This window comes from Paenarthrobacter sp. 10N417, from assembly GCF_056394745.1.
The window spans coordinates 291,977-309,088 of record NZ_JBFTIL010000001.1 but is presented as its reverse complement, the minus strand read 5'-3'; the positions used below and the strand labels follow the sequence as shown (position 1 = coordinate 309,088).

Annotated in this window: 12 protein-coding genes; 10 read left to right on the top strand and 2 right to left on the bottom strand. The window is 59.6% G+C overall.

Annotated elements, in window-relative coordinates; all coding sequences use genetic code 11:
• The first annotated feature begins 13 nt into the window (after window positions 1-13).
• The 4 genes from AC1DCM_RS01275 to AC1DCM_RS01260 all read left to right on the top strand — a co-directional run bounded on the left by AC1DCM_RS01275 (window position 14) and on the right by AC1DCM_RS01260 (window position 7,697).
• On the top strand, window positions 14-1,012 hold the full coding sequence (locus tag AC1DCM_RS01275) for a LacI family DNA-binding transcriptional regulator (RefSeq protein ID WP_477516993.1): 999 nt from the start codon (window positions 14-16) through the stop codon (window positions 1,010-1,012).
• Between the two features lie 521 nt (window positions 1,013-1,533).
• Entirely contained in the window at window positions 1,534-3,882 is a 2,349-nt protein-coding gene (locus AC1DCM_RS01270; protein ID WP_477516992.1) for a glycoside hydrolase family 3 N-terminal domain-containing protein, read from the top strand.
• Between the two features lie 270 nt (window positions 3,883-4,152).
• Window positions 4,153-4,938 (top strand): SDR family NAD(P)-dependent oxidoreductase, encoded by a 786-nt coding sequence (locus AC1DCM_RS01265; RefSeq protein WP_477516991.1) that lies wholly within the window; start codon window positions 4,153-4,155, stop codon window positions 4,936-4,938.
• A 227-nt stretch (window positions 4,939-5,165) separates the two neighbouring features.
• Window positions 5,166-7,697, top strand: a complete 2,532-nt coding sequence (locus AC1DCM_RS01260; protein ID WP_477516990.1) for a glycoside hydrolase family 2 TIM barrel-domain containing protein — start codon at window positions 5,166-5,168, stop codon at window positions 7,695-7,697.
• Between the two features lie 319 nt (window positions 7,698-8,016).
• Here the strand turns inward: AC1DCM_RS01260 and AC1DCM_RS01255 are convergent, their stop codons facing one another.
• Entirely contained in the window at window positions 8,017-8,211 is a 195-nt protein-coding gene (locus AC1DCM_RS01255) for a hypothetical protein (protein WP_477516989.1), read from the bottom strand.
• A 204-nt stretch (window positions 8,212-8,415) separates the two neighbouring features.
• On the opposite strand from AC1DCM_RS01255, the gene AC1DCM_RS01250 reads away from it, so the two are divergent.
• The 6 genes from AC1DCM_RS01250 (at window position 8,416) to AC1DCM_RS01225 (ending at window position 15,847) form a co-directional block, all read left to right on the top strand.
• Complete coding sequence (locus AC1DCM_RS01250) at window positions 8,416-8,889, top strand: MFS transporter (protein WP_477516988.1); 474 nt, start codon at window positions 8,416-8,418, stop codon at window positions 8,887-8,889.
• A 319-nt stretch (window positions 8,890-9,208) separates the two neighbouring features.
• Window positions 9,209-10,425, top strand: a protein-coding gene (locus tag AC1DCM_RS01245; protein ID WP_477516987.1) for an IS3 family transposase whose coding sequence is annotated in 2 segments (ribosomal slippage) — window positions 9,209-9,476 and window positions 9,476-10,425 — 1,218 coding nt in all. Because the reading frame shifts where the segments join, the coding sequence is not laid out codon by codon here.
• Between the two features lie 250 nt (window positions 10,426-10,675).
• Complete coding sequence (locus AC1DCM_RS01240) at window positions 10,676-12,196, top strand: ABC transporter substrate-binding protein (protein WP_477517160.1); 1,521 nt, start codon at window positions 10,676-10,678, stop codon at window positions 12,194-12,196.
• Window positions 12,197-12,255: 59 nt separating this feature from the next.
• Window positions 12,256-13,197 (top strand): ABC transporter permease, encoded by a 942-nt coding sequence (locus AC1DCM_RS01235; protein WP_477516986.1) that lies wholly within the window; start codon window positions 12,256-12,258, stop codon window positions 13,195-13,197.
• Window positions 13,194-15,017, top strand: a complete 1,824-nt coding sequence (locus AC1DCM_RS01230) for an ATP-binding cassette domain-containing protein (protein WP_477516985.1) — start codon at window positions 13,194-13,196, stop codon at window positions 15,015-15,017. Before AC1DCM_RS01235 ends, AC1DCM_RS01230 begins: the two co-directional genes overlap by 4 nt.
• Window positions 15,014-15,847: an ATP-binding cassette domain-containing protein gene (locus AC1DCM_RS01225; protein ID WP_477516984.1), complete on the top strand. Its 834-nt coding sequence runs from the start codon at window positions 15,014-15,016 to the stop codon at window positions 15,845-15,847. Before AC1DCM_RS01230 ends, AC1DCM_RS01225 begins: the two co-directional genes overlap by 4 nt.
• 201 nt (window positions 15,848-16,048) lie before the next feature.
• Here AC1DCM_RS01225 and AC1DCM_RS01220 read toward each other — a convergent pair whose 3' ends face one another.
• Entirely contained in the window at window positions 16,049-17,080 is a 1,032-nt protein-coding gene (locus AC1DCM_RS01220) for a DUF4192 domain-containing protein (protein ID WP_477516983.1), read from the bottom strand.
• Window positions 17,081-17,112: the final 32 nt, after the last annotated feature.

Here is a 17,112-nt window from a genome sequence, read left to right as displayed (position 1 = left end):
GTAGGATCTTGACATGACTGTGGAGATAAAAAGTAAGCGCGTCACTGCCGCGGATGTGGCCAAATCCTTGGGCATATCCAGAGCGACAGTCGGCTTCGTTCTGAACAAGACACGCGGTCAGACAATTTCCGAGGCAACGCGCCAACGGGTCATTGCCGAGGCGGAGCGCCTTGGCTACCGCCCCCACTCAGCAGCCCAGGCCCTCGCGCGGGGGCGCAGCAGAATAGTTCTGCTGGTGCTGCCAAACTGGCCGATAGAACACAGTTTGAGCCGCCATGTTGCAGAGGCATCCAAAGTCCTGGAGGAGGCCGGATATTCCCTCGTTACATACACCCTGCACGAGAGCAATGCGGTGAGACCCCTTTGGGAGGCCCTCGACCCCGACGTGGTGATTGGCCTACTACCTTTTTCTGCGCGCGATGTGGCTTCGATGCGAGCGAGTGGTATAACCGCAATCGTTCCCGACCCTTCATCCGAGCCGGTCGAGTGGCAGACCCAACCGAGCATCGTCGCCGGCCCTGAACTCCAATTGAAGCACCTTGTCGACTTGGGGCATCGTCGGATAGCGTTCGCGGCACCCTCTGATGCCCGCCTGGCGGCCATTGTCGAGGCCCGGTTCAATGTCGTTCGCGACCGCGCGGCGGCCCTGGGTTTGGCAACGCCAGATCAACGCCTCATCAACCCGCACGACTCCTCTTCACGGCTGGCGGTGCAGCAGTGGTTGTCAAACGGCATTACGGGGATAGTCGGCTACAACGACGAAACTGCCGCGGCCGTGGTCGCTGCCGCCCTGCGTGAGGGCATTTCCGTCCCGGGCGAACTGGCCGTCATTGGCCATGACGACAATCCTTGGGGTGAGCTCTTCGTCCCCAGCCTTTCAACAATCCGGCTTGATATTGAGGGTCTTGGGCGTCAACTAGCAATGATCGCCCTGGGTATGATCGACGGTCGGACAGGGCCCGCTGAGCAACCCGCCCTTATCGCCGCTCTTGTCAGGCGTGAATCGACCTAGCCCCAGGGGCGCCGTCGCGATGTCTCCCGCTGCTCCGTTTGTTGGCCATGCTCGGATGCCTTCGACCCCTGGGAATCCCTGAGATCCTCGGCGTCGGAAGCGGTTCTCAGTTATGACACTCTCGCCCCGCCCGCTGCTCGTCGCCTCTTCCCCAGAGGCGAGTGAGCCTTGACGCCCCTGCCCCGAAGCCGCGGCTTAGGTCGATGACTGTACCTGACCAGCTAGAGCGTGCTAGTCTCACTTTTCTCATTACGGATGCGTTTTGATCAAGAACGACAACGGAGTCTCTTATGCCAAATAACGAGGGTGCATCAATCGCCTGTCTTCTCAAACAGAATGTGGGGGGAGACGGTGAGTCGTATTAGGCGCCGAGCCGCTGGGCCTAGAGCACGCACGGTCCCCGCAGGTCTTGCTCATGCCCCCGTTACGACTGACACGCTGCTCGGCAGGCTCGCCTACTTTAGTTCTTTAACTGCACGGATAGTGCCCGTCGCAACACCTTCATTGACGTAAGGAAGCCCATGACTGATATTTCCTCCATCGTCCGGCGCATGGACCTGGACCAAAAGGTTGCCCAACTGCACGGCATCTCCATCTTCGACCTCATTGACCCCAACACGACGGATCAAGAGTCCTCGACAATGGCCAGTTTTGATTTGTCCAGAATTGAACAGCTTTGCCCGCACGGGGTGGGCCACGTGTCTCTGACGTGGCTACTCAACCCTGACTTCGCTGGCTTCACGCAAGACCTTGTGCAGCTTCAGGAACATGCTAAGGCGACAAGCCCTTTCGGAATTGGAGCCCTGATCCACGGAGAAGGCATCAACGGGTTCCTTCACGCACAAGGATTTCAGTTCCCTACGGCATGGGCGCAGGCAGCAACGTGGGACCCCAGTCTGATCCGTAAGGTCGGCAACGCCGTCGGCGAGCAGATGCGATCCGCCGGGGTTCACCTTGCATTCGCGCCCGTTCTCGACGTTGCTCGAGACCTCCGTTGGGGCCGCGTCCACGAAACATATGGTGAAGACCCCGAACTCATCACCCAAATCGGAACAGCGTACATCCGCGGCGTGCAAGGTGAACAGAATAACTCCGGCGTACTCGCGGCCGCCAAGCACTTCCTCGGGTATGGAGCGTCGGAAGGCGCCTTGAATCAAGCCGCGTCCCATCTTGGCCGGCGTGCCATCGTGGATGTCTACGCGGAACCGTTCCGCCGAGCCATTCGTGAAGCAGGATTGTCCTTAGTGATGAACTCTTATAACGACATAGATGGGGTTCCATCCGTTGCAGATCGGTGGCTTYTCACGGACTTCCTGCGCAACAGACTGGGTTTCGAGGGCGTCGTGGTTAGTGATTACGACGCTGTCAGCATGCTGTTGAAGACCTATCACACAGCCACAACCCCCGGCCAAGCGGCGGCTCAAGCGCTCACCTCCGGGCTCGACGTTGAACTACCCGGAAATGAAACTTTCGGTTCATTGCATGACGAGATCACTAGCGGCCGCCTGGCCGAAGAGGTTCTGGACACTGCCGTCGAACGCGTTCTGGCGATAAAGGCCCGGCTCGGTCTTGTACCGGCGATGACGCCCAAGCCACAACTCCGCGAGGCACAAGACCCACAGCCACACCAAGCCGCCTTCCTGGCGCGCTCAATCGCCAGCAAAGGCATCGTACTGCTGGCCAACGAAGGTATCCTTCCATTGAACCGCTCTCGACCGATCGCCGTGGTAGGTGAAGTTGCTGATGAGATCCGCATCAATTTTGGTGCCTACACAGCTGTCGCCAACGCTGAGCAGCCGCTTGGCATCATGGAGATCATGTCCGGTAAAGTCCCGGGAATCGACCCCGAAAATGCCATATTCACCGACCTCTTCCAGACCCGCCTACCTGGAATCGAGCCCGCCTTTGAAACTCAGGCACGGCAGCTCCATCCCGCCGCCGTGACCATAATCGATGCGATCCGCGAGACCKCCCCCGATGCGGTCTACCACCCCATCGGTAGCGTCGAGCACGACGCTCCTCAGATCCGCGAAGATGAGCTTGCCGCCCGTTTTGAGGGCGTGGACACGGTCATCGCTGTCGTTGGTGAGCGCACCGGATGGGTGGGGAATCACACAGCCGGCGAAGGCCGGACCAGCGCCCGCGTATCCCTTCCCGGCAACCAAGAGCATCTCATACTCGCACTAGCCAAGCTGGGCAAGAATGTTGTCACCATCATCATCACTGGCCGGCCATTGCTCATCGAACCCGTCGTCGAGGCGTCAGCTGCAACCATCGTCGCCCCGCTGCTCGGCGAACACGCAGGACCGGCCATAGCCGACGTCGTGTTTGGAGCGACCAACCCGAGCGGGAAGCTACCATCCACTTTCCCCCGCCATCTTGGTCAGATTCCCCTCTATCACGGGCACAGTTTCGGCAGCGGCTACGACCACCCCACCGGGGTCCGCCACGGTTATGCCGATCTGGCTGAGAATTCACCGCTGTTCGCGTTTGGCCACGGACTGAGCTACACCACGTTCGAGGCAACCCTTGAAGAAGTGATAGTGAGAGCGGAGGAAGTGACGGTCCGGGCAACGGTCTATAACACCGGCACCGTCGATGGCGACACGGTCCTTCAGGTCTACGCTCGCGATGAAGCCGCAACAATCGTCCGCCCGGTACGGCAACTCATCGACTTTCAGAGGATCTCCCTGACCGCCAGCGAACAAAAGACACTCGATTTCACGATCCCCCTAGCCCGGCTCGCCTATAGCATCACCGAGGATCAGCGGATGCTTGAACCAGGTGACGTGACCATCATGATCGGGTTCGGCAGTGATGACGTGCGCGCCGAAAAGACCATCCAAACGGGAAAAGTTTTTGCGAACTGAACCGCAAGTGGACCCAAGACTCAAACCAGAAGACGAAGAGACCGAGTCGTGTGAGCGATGAACTGACTTCCAAGTTGAAGTGCACGACTCCCATCTCGGGTGTCTAAGTTGAGGATCTTTCGAAGTCTCGGTTGAGAACCGCAATTCAAGAGAAATTCCATGCACGAGTTCACCCTCAGTCTCAGCCTGGACGTTTCGTATGGCGAGATCAGGGAATTGGACTGTAGATAAATATGCCCATTGGGCTCCGGTATAGATACAGGGAGAAACATGAATCGTTTTGACGGACGTCGAGTACTCGTAACAGGTGGGGGATCAGGCATAGGCCAGGCTACCGTGCTGCGTTTGTTGTCTGAAGGCGCACGCGTTGTTGCCGCGGACGTATCGGAGGCAGGCCTGGAAGACACCAGGACCGCAGCAGGCCCTCTGTTGGGGCAGCTGACAACACTCACAATGGATATTGGTGATGAGGAATCGGTGAAGCAGGGTCTCGCCCAGACCGTTGATGGATTGGGTGGCTTGGATGTCTTAGTCAATGCGGCAGGCATTCTGCGGTCCTCGCACACCGAAAAGACGGCGCTCAGCCTGTTTGAGCAGGTCATTCGCGTCAATTTGGTAGGAACGTTCCTGGTCATCAGGGAAGCCATTCCTCACCTCCGGGCGAGCAACGCACCGGCAGTAGTCAACTTCTCTTCGACCTCGGCAGCGTTTGCTCACCCTTATATGGCGGCATACGCAGCGAGCAAGGGCGGTATTCAGTCGATGACGCATGCGCTGGCGTCCGAGTACGCAAGAGAAGGAATCCGGTTCACTGCTGTCCAGCCCGGCTCAATTTCGTCCGGTATGACGGACGGAACCGGTCAGAGCAAACAAAGCCAGGGGCCTGGCCTTCCTGAGGATGCCGATTTCAGCTTGTTCGGCAAGCTAACCCCAGCACTAGGGGAGGGGTTCGCAGGGCCGGAGGCGGTTGCCGGAGTAGTAGCCATGCTGGCCAGTGACGACGGCAAGTTCATTACTGGCACAGAGGTCCGCATCGACGGCGGAACCCACTTCTAACACCCAGAGGCCCTTTTGTCGCGACACAGTGCCGAGCCCTTCCCGCTTGATACGTCCAGTTCCAGAGCGGCACACCAGCCCCCTTCTAGCCTCTGCGATAAGACGGTGTCAGTAAGCGGTACCGCAGGTGGCGCCTTTCACCCTGCATTCCTGGGCGGCGGACCTGTCGCCGTCCGGAACCATCGGTTGAGCCTGCTTCCCACCCTCCCCTCAAAAGAAAGACAGTCATGACTCGCACACCTTTCAACAAGGGCTGGTCCTGCCGCCGCAAGACAAGCATCTTTGCTGACGTCCAAGGACAGTCCGAGCCTGGGCACTCCGTCCGTCTGCCCCACGACGCAATTTTCGGCCTGGATCGTCGAGCCGATGCCTCGAGCGGTGCGGCCGGGGCGTTTTTTCCTGATGGCGCCTTTGAGTATCGAACGACGCTCGATGTGCCGGAGGAGTGGGTGAGCAAGCATGTCGCTCTAGAGTTCGAGGGCGTCTACCGGGACGCGATGGTCTACGTAAATGGAGCCTTCATCGCCCAACGTCCCAGCGGGTACGCAGCCTTTGTAGTGTCCCTTGATAGCCACCTGAAGTACGGGGCCGAGAACACCATCCGCGTGGATGCCAGAGCACACGATGACTCGCGGTGGTACAGCGGTGCCGGCATCTACCGAGAGGTGCATCTATGGGTCAGCGACCGCATGCACATCACCGAGCAGGGCGGCATCCGGATCACGACCCCAGACATCGACAGTGACCGAGCGGTCATCACTTCAGCCACGCGTGTGCGGAACTCGGGATTGACCACCGGCACGACGATCGTGACAACCGAGATCCTCGACCCGGACGGCCAGATTGTTGCTGCCGAGACCAGCCCGGTCACCGTCCTGCCCCAGTCCGACGGCGTCGTCCGTCAGAGAATGTATGTTCCGAACCCGCAGCGGTGGAATGTGGACAACCCGGCGCTCTACTCCGCCCGCACCCGACTCGACGGCGCCGGGGGGGAACCTGAAATCCGCGCCACCCCTTTCGGGATCCGGACTCTGCAGCTGGATCCGGACAACGGCCTGCGAATAAACGGCGAGACCGTGAAGCTCCGGGGGGCGTGCATTCACCACGACAACGGCATATTAGGAGCCGCGACCTTCGCCGATGCAGAGGAACGCCGCATCCGCCTGCTGAAATCGGCGGGGTTCAACGCGATACGCAGCAGCCACAATCCGATGAGCGCCGCCATGCTCGATGCGTGTGACAGGCTCGGCATGCTCGTCATGGACGAAACCTTCGACATGTGGACCGAATCGAAATCGCCCTTCGACTACGCCCTCGCCTTCCCGGAATGGTGGGAGCGCGATGTCGAAGCGATGATTGCCGCTGACTTTAACCACCCCAGCGTGATCCTTTACTCCATCGGCAACGAGATCCCGGAGACCGGGAACCCGATCGGTAGCCAGTGGGGTCGCAAGCTTTCAGAAAAGATCCGCGAGCTAGATGACACCCGTTTTATCACCAACGGGATCAATGGGTTTGTCTCGGCACTTAGCGAGATGGCGGTAATGATCGCCGAGGCGACCGCACATGCCCAGCAGGATGAAGCCGATGGCGGAGTCAACGCCCTGATGGGAAATACCGACGACTTCATGGACCAGGTCATGGTCTCATCGCTGGTGACGGAGGCCACGGCGGAGTCCTTCGCCCTCCTTGATGTCGTAGGTCTGAATTATGGCGACGTCAGGTACGAGATGGAGGCACGCGAGAACCCCAACCGCATCGTCGTCGGTACCGAGACGTTCCCATCCYGGATCGATGCGAACTGGAAGCTCGTGATCGACAACGCGCACGTGATTGGCGACTTCACCTGGTCCGGCTGGGACTACCTCGGTGAAGTTGGCGTCGGTCGTGTCCGGTACGAGGGCGAATCGGACGCATTCGACGGCGAGTACCCGTGGCTGACCTCCTGGTCGGCCGACCTCGACATGACCGGGTGCCGCCGACCGATGTCCTTCTATCGCGAAACTGTCTTCGGTTTGCGCACTACCCCGTACATCGCTGTCCGCCGCCCTGCCAACCACGGCCGCAACTTCACGCTCGGCCAATGGAGCTGGACCGACGCCGTCTCCAGTTGGAGCTGGAACATCACACAGGGCACCCCGATGATCCTGGAGGTCTACAGCAACGCTGATGAGGTCGAGCTACAGCTGAACGGCCGCACCGTGGCACGCAACCCGGTCGGCGGCCGTCGGGCGTTCGTGGCGGATTTCGAGCTTCCGTACGAGAAGGGGGAGCTAGCCGCTATCGCCATCACAGGAGGGGCAGAGGTGGGCCGCACCGAGCTGCGGTCAGCATCCGAGGACATCATGCTCGATGTCCGGCTGGACAAATCGGTGGTCGAACTGCGCGACGGAGCTCTCGTCTTCGCCGAGATCGAACTGCGGGACCGCGACGGGAACCTCGTGAATGATGCAGACCGGCCTGTCACGGTCAAGGTCTGTGGCACTGGATCGCTGGCCGCCCTCGGCAGCGGCCGGCCCGACACGACCGAACGCTTCGACCAGGACACGCATGGCACGTACGACGGTCGCGTGCTCGCGATCATCCGTCCCGATGCTGCCGGGCACGTCAAGATCACCGTCAGTGCTGTAGGGCTGCCTGCAGTCATCGTTTCGGTCGATGTCCAGACCCGCACAGAAGCACCAGAAACATGCACCGCCGGTCAGGAGCATGATTCAGTAATTACTGGGGAGTCCCAAGGGGCCGCTGGGGGATTTTGAGGGGGCTGCTGCGATCATGAGCGCGGTTCCCGGGATGGACAGGCAGTGTGCGCCACCGCAGGAAGCGTAAGACGGGCGCGGCCTGTCAAGGAAACCTGGGTTGTCCCGGTTTTCCTCGCCCTTGTCGTGGCGATGTTCCTGTCTTCGCTCGATCAGACGCTTATTGGTACGTGGTGAGCTCAATGGTATGACGCACATGCTCTGGGTGGAGACTGCCTACATCCTCGGTGCAACAATCGCGATGCCTGTGTAGGGAAAGGTCGGTGACCTGATCGACAGGACGAGCGCTCTTGCCGCCCTCAACATCTTCGTCTTAGGATCAAACCACGGCGGCAGGACGGCGAATGCGGACACTCCTCTCTCTGGCCGCGCCGCGCAGGGAATGGTGGGCGGGCTCTTCACCGATGTCCTGTCCTGTCGTGGACGTTTTGGACCAATGTCCCGTCGTGTGTCGGGCTATCGCCGCCGCTGCGTTCATCGAGATTTCCAACACGGTCAGGGGAGAGTCTTCCATCGATGTCCTTGCAATAATTTCGTCGCGCTAGGCACTTCGTGGGGCGGGACCAAACCGGCCTGAAGCTCGCCCCGCAACGATAGCGATCATCATCGCGGTCGCTTCCATTGCGTTGTGGGCGAAATCGCTTGCGGTAGAACCAGTCGTCCCGCTCTCGCGCTGTTTCGGGACCGGAACTCCAGCTTCACCACGATTGCCGGGCCGATGACGGGCGTCGCGATGTTTGGAGCCATCGGCTACATGCCGATCTCCTTGCAGATCGTAAACCGCATCAACGCAACCGAATCGGTGTTGTTGCTGCCGACGATGCTCGCAGGAGCACTCTTCGTCGCGGGTGGTAGCGGCTTCATGATCTCCAAATGCGGTCGCTACAAATGGACGCCCATCGCCGGCGCACCATCAATCGCCCTCGCGTCCATTCTGATTTCCACCGTGACCACGCACCCTCCCTGGCAGAGGAGGCTGTATCTGGGACTCGGATTGGCCGCTCAGATCCTCGTGCTAGTCGTCGAGAAGGCGATACCACGTCGCCGTCCCGTCACCGCGAGACGAACCCATGCCTTCTTCCGTGAGATCGGCGCCAGCGTGGAGACCGTCGAGGTGGACAGTCTGTTCGTGAGCCCTCAATTCGAGGCCATTGAAAGCCTTCCCCTGCATCAATCAAGATTCTTTACCTGAGCGTGCGCAATGCCGTTGCGCACGCTCCCGCGCACTCGTGCGCATGAGCGCTAGGGCCTCTGTATTCGCTCCATGGTGCCCGTGGTTCTTCTAGTCGCCCTGGTGACGGGATGGGGACTGGTGTCGCGAGCGGGGTCTACTTGACGAAGAACGGCAGGTCACGGCAAGTGCGCCAAGAAGACCACCATCTGAGCGGCCACTCCAGCAGCCAAGTGTCGCAACGGCACTTCATCGCCAATTCCTATGCCCGGGGCGACAGGACAGCGCTCTCTGCGGTCGTATGGTTTTCTGAGACAGCTTGATGGGAGATTCGCTCCAGATGACCACGCCCAGAAGAAAATATGATGCTGCGTTCCGTGAGGAAGCGGTGCAGTTGGTGTTGTCCTCGGATCGGTCGGTGAAACAGGTAGCTGAGGAGATCGGGGTGAAGGAAAGCACGTTGGGCAACTGGCTTGCGCGGGCCCGTCAGCGTTCCCCTGGTGGTCCGGCACTGGTCCCGGTGCCCGATCGTGGGCCCGTGGAATGGGAAGAGCACCAGAAGGCTTTGGCCGAGAACGCGCGGTTGAAGGCTGAGGTTGAGTTCCTGGGAAAAGTCAGCGCCTTCTTTGCCGCGAAGCAAAAGTAGAGGACTTCTACGAGTTCATCGAAGCGGAGAAGGCCAACCATTCGGTGGTGTGGCTGTGCCGGGTGTTGAAGGTTTCCCGGGCCTCGTTTTACCGGTGGCGGAATCCCGCGGGCCCGTCGGCGAGGGTGGTACGGCACGAGCAGCTCGCTGCGGCGGTGACCACGCTTTACACGAAAGAGGAAGGCCGTGCGGGCCGGGACCAGCTCACCTTGCTTTTGAACGAGGGCGGGGTGAAGGTCTCAGCCCCGACGGTGGGTGCGATGCGCGAGCACGGGCTGCGGGCGGTCCGCACCCGGGCTTGGAAGGCCACCACGGTCCAGGACCCGCAGGCCAAAACAGCTCATATTGAGAACCACATGCTCGACGCAAAGGGCAAGCGGGACTTCACCTCAACAGTGCCCGGAACCCGCCTCGTTGGTGACATCACCTACCTGCGCACCGGTGAGGGCTGGCTGTACTTGGCCACCGTCATCGACCTGTTCTCGGGCATGGTGATCGGCTGGTCCATGGCCGCACACATGCGCGCGAGCCTGTGCACCGCGGCCCTGCAGATGGCCCGGAACCACGGCCACCTGACCGGGACCTCGGTGGTGTTCCATTCAGACCGGGGAACCCAATACACCTCTGATGAATTCCAGAGATGGTGCGGCGCTAACGGGCTCACCCAGTCCATGGGCAAGGTCGGTGTCTGCTGGGACAACGCAGTCGCGGAAAACTTCTTCTCCCACCTAAAAACCGAGTTCTACCACCACCAACGCTTCGCGTCCCGGCTCGCTGCCCGCACCGGAGTCATGGACTACATCGAGGCCTGGTACAACCGCCGCCGGCCCAACCGCAGAGCAGGCGGCATCCCACCAGCCAAAGCCCACACCCAATACCAAACCCGCGCCCACCAACCCCTGGCCGCCTAACCCAAAACAAACAACGAACCTGTCTCAAGAACTTGACGACCGCACTCTGACAGCTGACCGCGGAGCGATTTGGCACAAGAGCACAGTTTTGGGATGTGAGTAATCTCACGAAAAGCACTTGCGCGCGCTAACTGTCGCCCGTATAGTCGGGTGAGCTAAGGGGATAGCGCGCGCTAGTTCACCCCAATCCACGCCGGCAACTAGGCCGGTAGCCACACATTCCACAGCAGACAAGGTAGTCAACGTGAAAATGAGATACAGGCGTCTCGCGGCGGTTGTTGCCGCTGTTACAGCGCTCACACTTGGAGGATGCTCCTCGAAAAGCGACCCCGGGCCCGATTCTGGTGAAGCTGGGAGTCAGACTCTCCAGCTTCCGCTAACGACCGCTCCTGGCAACTTCCAGATCGGAAACTGGCCAGGCGGCGAGGCCTACATGTTCCTCTCGGTGTACGACACCCTTGTCGGTAGGGACCTGGACGGAAGCATCGTCCCTGCTGTTGCAGAGACGTGGGAGTACTCGGAAGACCTGAGAACACTCACGTTCAAGATCCGTCAGGGTATGAAATTCACCGATGGGGAACCAGTGGACGCCGTCGCGGTTGCGGCGTCGCTTGAGGTGGCGAGAACTGGCCCCGCAACAGCCAGTTCCCTCACCAAGATCGGCGGTGTGGAAGCTCCGGACAAGTCAACTGTGGTCCTGCGCCTGTCCGAACCGGATGCGGCGCTGCTCCCTATACTGACCTCAACTATCGGGGCCATTGGTGCCCCGAAGGTCCTCACCGCGGAGAGTTCTAAGCTGAAGCCGGTGGGATCCGGGCCCTATGTTATTGATGACAGTTCGACCACGGTGGGTGCTGTCTACACACTGAAACGTAACCCGGATTACTGGAACGCGGCGGCGTATCCCTACGACACCGTGGAATTCCGGGTGATCGAAGATCCGGTTGCGCAACAGAATGCGATGCAGGCCGGCCAGCTCGATTTCGTCAACATTTCGGCTGACCAGAGGAGCCAGTTCCCGCAGGACAGGTTCACTGTTGGTGAAGGCACTCCATCGGGTATCGCCGCGCTCTGGTTGATTGATCGGAACGGGGACATCATTCCAGCCCTGAAAGACAAGCGTGTCCGCCAGGCAATCAACATGGCTTTCGATCGATCGCTGATGGCGGAGTCCCTCGGTGAAGGCGGCACGTATCCCTCCAATCAGTTGGTCAGTCCACGCGGCCAGGTCTTTAGTGAAGATCTTCTGAAGGTCAATGACTACGATCCTAAAGCGGCCAAAGCACTTCTGGCCGAGGCCGGTTATGCCGACGGGTTTGAGATGAAGATGCCCAGTACTGCTCTTACTACAACGTACGAGTCAGCGATCGCGCAGGCTCTCGGCGAGATTGGCATCACAGTGACGTGGGAACCCATCCAGTTCCAGGACCTGTTTCCCAAGATTTTCACGGGCAATTACGGGGCGTTCTTCTTCTATAACGGGCTCACGAGCAACGATGCCCAGGACCTGACTGGAAGCCTGGTCGGAATATTCAACACCTTCAATCACACGACTCCTGAGTTGACAGAGTTGATGAAGGCTGCGAACAGCGCCCCCGCTGAGAAACAGACGGATGCATGGCGAGCAGTCAATGAGTACTTGGTCGAGGACGGCTGGGCTGCGCCGGTCGGCTACACCTCGGGGTTCTACGCCGTGACCAAAGATGTCAAGTACACCGCGCCCTTGGTGAACGGGCAGACTGTCCGGCCGTTCGCCCCTGCAGGTTCATAGAAGCATCAGTCAGGTGGCGTGGAGCGTCGCTCCACGCCACCCTTCATAGGAGCGAATGCATGTTCTCTTTCATGATTCGGCGATTAGGGCATGGCGTAGTCTTGATCCTCATCGTTACTGCAATCACGTTTTTCCTTACGTACAGCGCAGGCATCCCTGTAGCCACCAACATCCTTGGTAAGAAGGCGACGCCGGAAGCAATCGCCCAGTTGGAAGCGCAGCTGGGCCTTGACCTGCCCGTGGGGCAGCAATATCTCAACTGGCTCGCAAACGTGGTACAGGGCGATCTGGGCCGGTCATACTTCTCGAACGAGCCCGTTGTGGACGCTATGGCAACCCGGTTGCCCGTCACGCTGTCTGTCGTGCTAGTCGCCGCTGCCCTCATGCTGATCTTCAGCACAATCCTGGGTGTGGCTTCGGCCGCACGCCCGGGAATCCTTGACAAGATCCTGCAGTTCATCTCAGTGATCACCTTTATCTTCCCAACGCTGATCCTCGGCCTGGGAATGGTGTTTCTGTTTGCGGTCTCGCTGAAGTGGGTTCCAGCGGTGGGTTATACCGACCTGAGTGATTCCCCAACGCGTTGGTTCGCAGGAGTCATACTTCCCGCGATCGTTCTTGCGATCGGTGGAATCGCGGCTCTGGCCGCCCAAGTCCGCGGTTCGATGATCGACGAGTTCGAGAAGGACTACATCAGGACGCTGCGCAGTAGAGGAGTGCCTGAACGCTCACTGCTGTTGAAGCACGCACTCCGAAACGCTGCAAGCCCAGCCTTTACAACCTTTTCCCTTCAATTCATCGGAATGTTTGGAGCGGCCCTCTTCGCGGAGAAAATCTTCGCTCTGCCCGGCTATGGAACCTATGGATACCAAGCGACCGTCACCGGAGACCTTCCTGCCCTACTTGGGGCTTCCCTCTTCGGAATTCTCATAGTCGTGGTGGTCAACCTCCTAGTCGATCTTGCCAACGGCTGGCTTAACCCCAAAGCGAGGCTCGCATGACACTCCCCGAACCCACCCTCGATCCAAACCCTGTTGAAGAGCGTCGCAAAGGGTCGTTTGCGAGACTCCTCAGAAATCCCCTCGGACTGGGGGCGCTCCTTCTTCTGGCTGCCGTCGTGGTGCTCGGAATACTGGAGCCAGTGCTCAGTGTGCACGATCCCAATTTCAGTTCCTTGAAAGCGGTCAACACACCTCCCTTCTCCCCGGATTACATCTTGGGCGCCGATCAGTACGGTCGTGACATCTGGTCACGCAGTCTGGTCGCGATCAACGTCTCCGTCATTTCAGGGTTAATCGGGGCAGGGGTGGCAGTATCCATCGGTACGGTGTTCGGCCTCATCTCCGGCTACCTTGCAAAGCGCACAGACGCAGCCTTGTCCTGGCTGTTCAACCTGGTCATGACCTTCCCAGCGCTGATCCTTGTAATGATTCTTTACCCCATCTCCGGCGGTGACTATAAGGTCATGATGGGCGTCTTCGGTATCTTCATCTCGGCCGGCATTTATCGTCTGGTTCGCAACCTTGTCCTTGGAGTCCGAAACGAACTATACGTGGATGCCGCACGCGTTGCAGGACTCTCCAACGTCCGTATCCTCTCCCGTCACGTTCTCTATGCCGTCCGAGGTCCCATCATTATCGCCTCCGCGTTTCTCGCGGTCGCCTCGATCGGCATCCAAGCGGGCCTGGCATTCCTTGGCCTCGGATCCAGCCAGCTTCCGAGCTTCGGTTTGATGGCCGGAGCTGCGTTCTTGAACATCTACCAGCATCCAATTCAGATGCTCTGGCCCTCCCTCTTCATGGCCATCATGACCGGTGCTCTGGTCATGCTGGCCAACGCCTACCGCGACTCCCTCGCAGCTCCAAACGCCGTCCCAAAGAAGCCGCGCGCGCGCTCAGCGATGCCGCCAAAAGATGAACTCAGTACCACGGATGGTGCAGCAGGACCCATTAGCAACCCCTACACATCGTTAACGAAAGGCAACCTGCTCACGGTGCGAAACCTCAGGGTCGAGTATCCGCAGGCCGATGGCACCTACAAGAGCGTTGTCAAAGGGGTGTCACTGGACGTCAGCCTGGGCGAAGTAGTAGGTGTCGTGGGGGAATCCGGGTCCGGAAAGACCCAGACGGCCTTCTCCATTCTCGGGCTATTACCTCGTCAAGCCCGCGTCAGCGCCGATTTACTCGAAGTTGCTGGTGAACCTATCTCTGTACAGAATGACCGCTCACTGCGGCGGATACGGGGCAGTGTCCTCGCCTACATCCCCCAGGAGCCGATGTCGAATCTGGACCCGTCCTTCACCATCGGAAGCCAACTCGTCGAACCCCTGATAGCCGGTATGTCGAAGAAGGAGGCTCGCGATAACATTCTGTCCCTCCTCGCCCGTGTTGGCATTCCCGATCCGCTTCGCACCTTCAAGTCTTACCCCCATCAAATATCGGGTGGCATGGCCCAACGGGTTCTCATCGCTGGCGCCGTTGCATCGCGGCCAAAACTGCTCATCGCCGACGAACCCACCACTGCCCTCGATGTAACCGTCCAAGCTGAGATCCTCGACCTTCTGCGTGACCTGCAAGCCGAATTCGGCATGGGAGTCCTACTCGTGACGCATAACTTCGGGGTTGTCGCCGATCTCTGTGATCGCGTGGTTGTGATGAAAGACGGGGAAATGGTGGAGGCGGGCGACGTTCGAGCGATCTTCCACGCGCCATCCGAGAAATACACTCAACAACTGATTGCCGCGATTCTGGACGAGAACACGACTCGCTCAGACCCGCCCCCAGCGGGGTCGCTGGCTCTGCACAAGGAGAATGCTCGATGAGCAACGCACTGCTAACCGTCTCCGACCTCCGACTCCGCTACCCTGGTGTCGGATTCCGTGGAACGTCACCGGAGGTACTCCGCGGCGTTTCCATCGACATTGCCCCGGGCGAGACGCTGGGCGTCGTCGGGGAGTCAGGGTCAGGAAAAACGACCCTTGGGAGGGCGGTACTGGGGCTGGCTACACCGACCGGCGGAACGATAACGTTCGACGGGCGCGATATCACCCACCTGAGTTCCCGCAAACGACGGCCGCTTGCACGCGACATTCAGGTGATCTTTCAGGATCCGTATACCTCGTTGAACCCGTCCCTGCAGATTGCCGACATCCTGGCTGAGCCGCTTATCGCTCAAGGAACATCGGCGCAGGAGGCTCGAAACTCGGTGCGGCACCTGCTGGACTCGGTAGGACTGCCGGCGAACGCCGCGCAGCGCTATCCCAAAGAGTTCAGCGGCGGGCAACGTCAAAGAATTGCCATTGCCCGGGCTCTGGCTCTGAAGCCGCGACTGATCGTTTGTGATGAACCCGTTTCGGCCTTGGACCTGACCACTCAGTCACGAGTGCTCGACCTGCTCATCGAGTTACAACGCCGTACCGGCGTCGCGTACCTCTTCATCACACACGACCTGTCAGTGGTACGGCACATCAGCCACCGCGTCACAGTCATGTACCAAGGCGAACTAGTCGAGACCGGGCAGACCCCGGACGTCACCACCAACCCACAGCACGAATATACGCAGAGCCTGCTACTCGCCTCGCCGACAGCTGACCCCGACCGCCAAGCTGAGCGGCGTGCTGCACGTCGCCTCCTTCGTCTCGCGAGCTCATAGTCAATAACCGAGGCGTGTTTCCTGAAGCTGGGAGCCAGAGGCTGATGCTCCCAGCTTTAGGCAAGTGAACAGTTCGGACTTTGCGAGTTGGTAAAAGGCGACAAATGATAGAAGAAACAGCCCCGGCTACAGGCCACCAGCCATTCTCAAACACCGATATCGGAGATTCGGTCAACCTGTTGGGACTCGGACACCAATGCCTCAGGGCATGTCGAGGTGGGTTTTGTAGGCGGTGTTTTTGTTGGTGTTCCAGCCGGCGATGATTCCGGCTCCGAGCATTTGGTCGGTGAGTCTGGCGAAGCGGTATCCGGGGTCTGTGTCGAGGGCGAGTTGCATGTATTGGTGTGCTTTGGATCCCCGGCCTTCCCACCAGCTGATGTAGCCGATGGTGGTGAGGATAGGTGCTGCGTGTTGGGGGCTGGTCCGTGTGTAGGCATGGATGAGTAGTTGTTGTGCCCATTCGATCCGCGACCATTGAGGTGCCGTGGCGGTTTGGGCGAAGAGGATGTGTTGCGGTGGTTCGTCGATGCCGGGGATATCTGCCATAAGCCGGTCGCGGATGTGGGGGAATTGGAAGTTCGCGATGAGCATGGTGCAGTCTTCGTCGGTCGGGAAGTCGTTTGAATCCAGCATGCCCGTCCAGAGCTGGCTGGCTTGAAGCGCGGCTTGGTGGGGTGCCTGGACTCGGATGGTGTTCATGCGGTTTTCGACGGCGGTGGCATTGTCTGCTTCGCGGGTCGGTGTTGGGAGGGTGATTCGGTTTGTGGGTTCGATGGTGCTGCCGCGGTAGATGAATTCGGCGTTGACGCGGCTGTATTCCGTGGTGCTGATGGGCAGGCTGATGTCTTGTCCGGGTTCGCTGTCGTAGGGGGAGTAGGTGTCGTCGCTGACGAAGATCCCGTCGCGGATGGTGATGCCGTTTTCGGCGAGGACTCCGGTGAGTGCGGCGATGGTGGCTGCGTGGGGTTTGGGTTGACCTGGTTCGCAGTTCTGGGAGGTGTAGAGGGCGAAGACGATGCTTGTCGCGCTGGTGTCACTGGTGAGATAACTGGTGATAGTCTTGGCATAGGTGAGTTCTGTTCCGGGTTGTCGGGGGAGATCGATGCGGAGGGTCGCCCCGACCTTGCCTTTGTCCAGGGTGATGCAGACTAAGCTCTCGTTGGGCCAGAAGCCGAGGGTGTGCCCGATGAAGCTCAGCAGGTCTGCCGGGTCTTTGATGGTGAGCGCATTCATTGTCCTGTTCCTTTGCCCTTATAGGTGAGACT

What these genes read in the sequence shown, in the direction of transcription:
- AC1DCM_RS01275 (WP_477516993.1), top strand. Translation starts at nt 14, where the DNA reads ATGACTGTGGAGATAAAAAGTAAGCGCGTCACTGCCGCGGATGTGGCC.
- AC1DCM_RS01265 (WP_477516991.1), top strand. Translation starts at nt 4,153, where the DNA reads ATGAATCGTTTTGACGGACGTCGAGTACTCGTAACAGGTGGGGGATCA.
- AC1DCM_RS01255 (WP_477516989.1), bottom strand. Translation starts at nt 8,211, where the DNA reads ATGGAAGACTCTCCCCTGACCGTGTTGGAAATCTCGATGAACGCAGCG.
- AC1DCM_RS01250 (WP_477516988.1), top strand. Translation starts at nt 8,416, where the DNA reads ATGACGGGCGTCGCGATGTTTGGAGCCATCGGCTACATGCCGATCTCC.
- AC1DCM_RS01240 (WP_477517160.1), top strand. Translation starts at nt 10,676, where the DNA reads ATGAGATACAGGCGTCTCGCGGCGGTTGTTGCCGCTGTTACAGCGCTC.
- AC1DCM_RS01235 (WP_477516986.1), top strand. Translation starts at nt 12,256, where the DNA reads ATGTTCTCTTTCATGATTCGGCGATTAGGGCATGGCGTAGTCTTGATC.
- AC1DCM_RS01230 (WP_477516985.1), top strand. Translation starts at nt 13,194, where the DNA reads ATGACACTCCCCGAACCCACCCTCGATCCAAACCCTGTTGAAGAGCGT.
- AC1DCM_RS01225 (WP_477516984.1), top strand. Translation starts at nt 15,014, where the DNA reads ATGAGCAACGCACTGCTAACCGTCTCCGACCTCCGACTCCGCTACCCT.
- AC1DCM_RS01220 (WP_477516983.1), bottom strand. Translation starts at nt 17,080, where the DNA reads ATGAATGCGCTCACCATCAAAGACCCGGCAGACCTGCTGAGCTTCATC.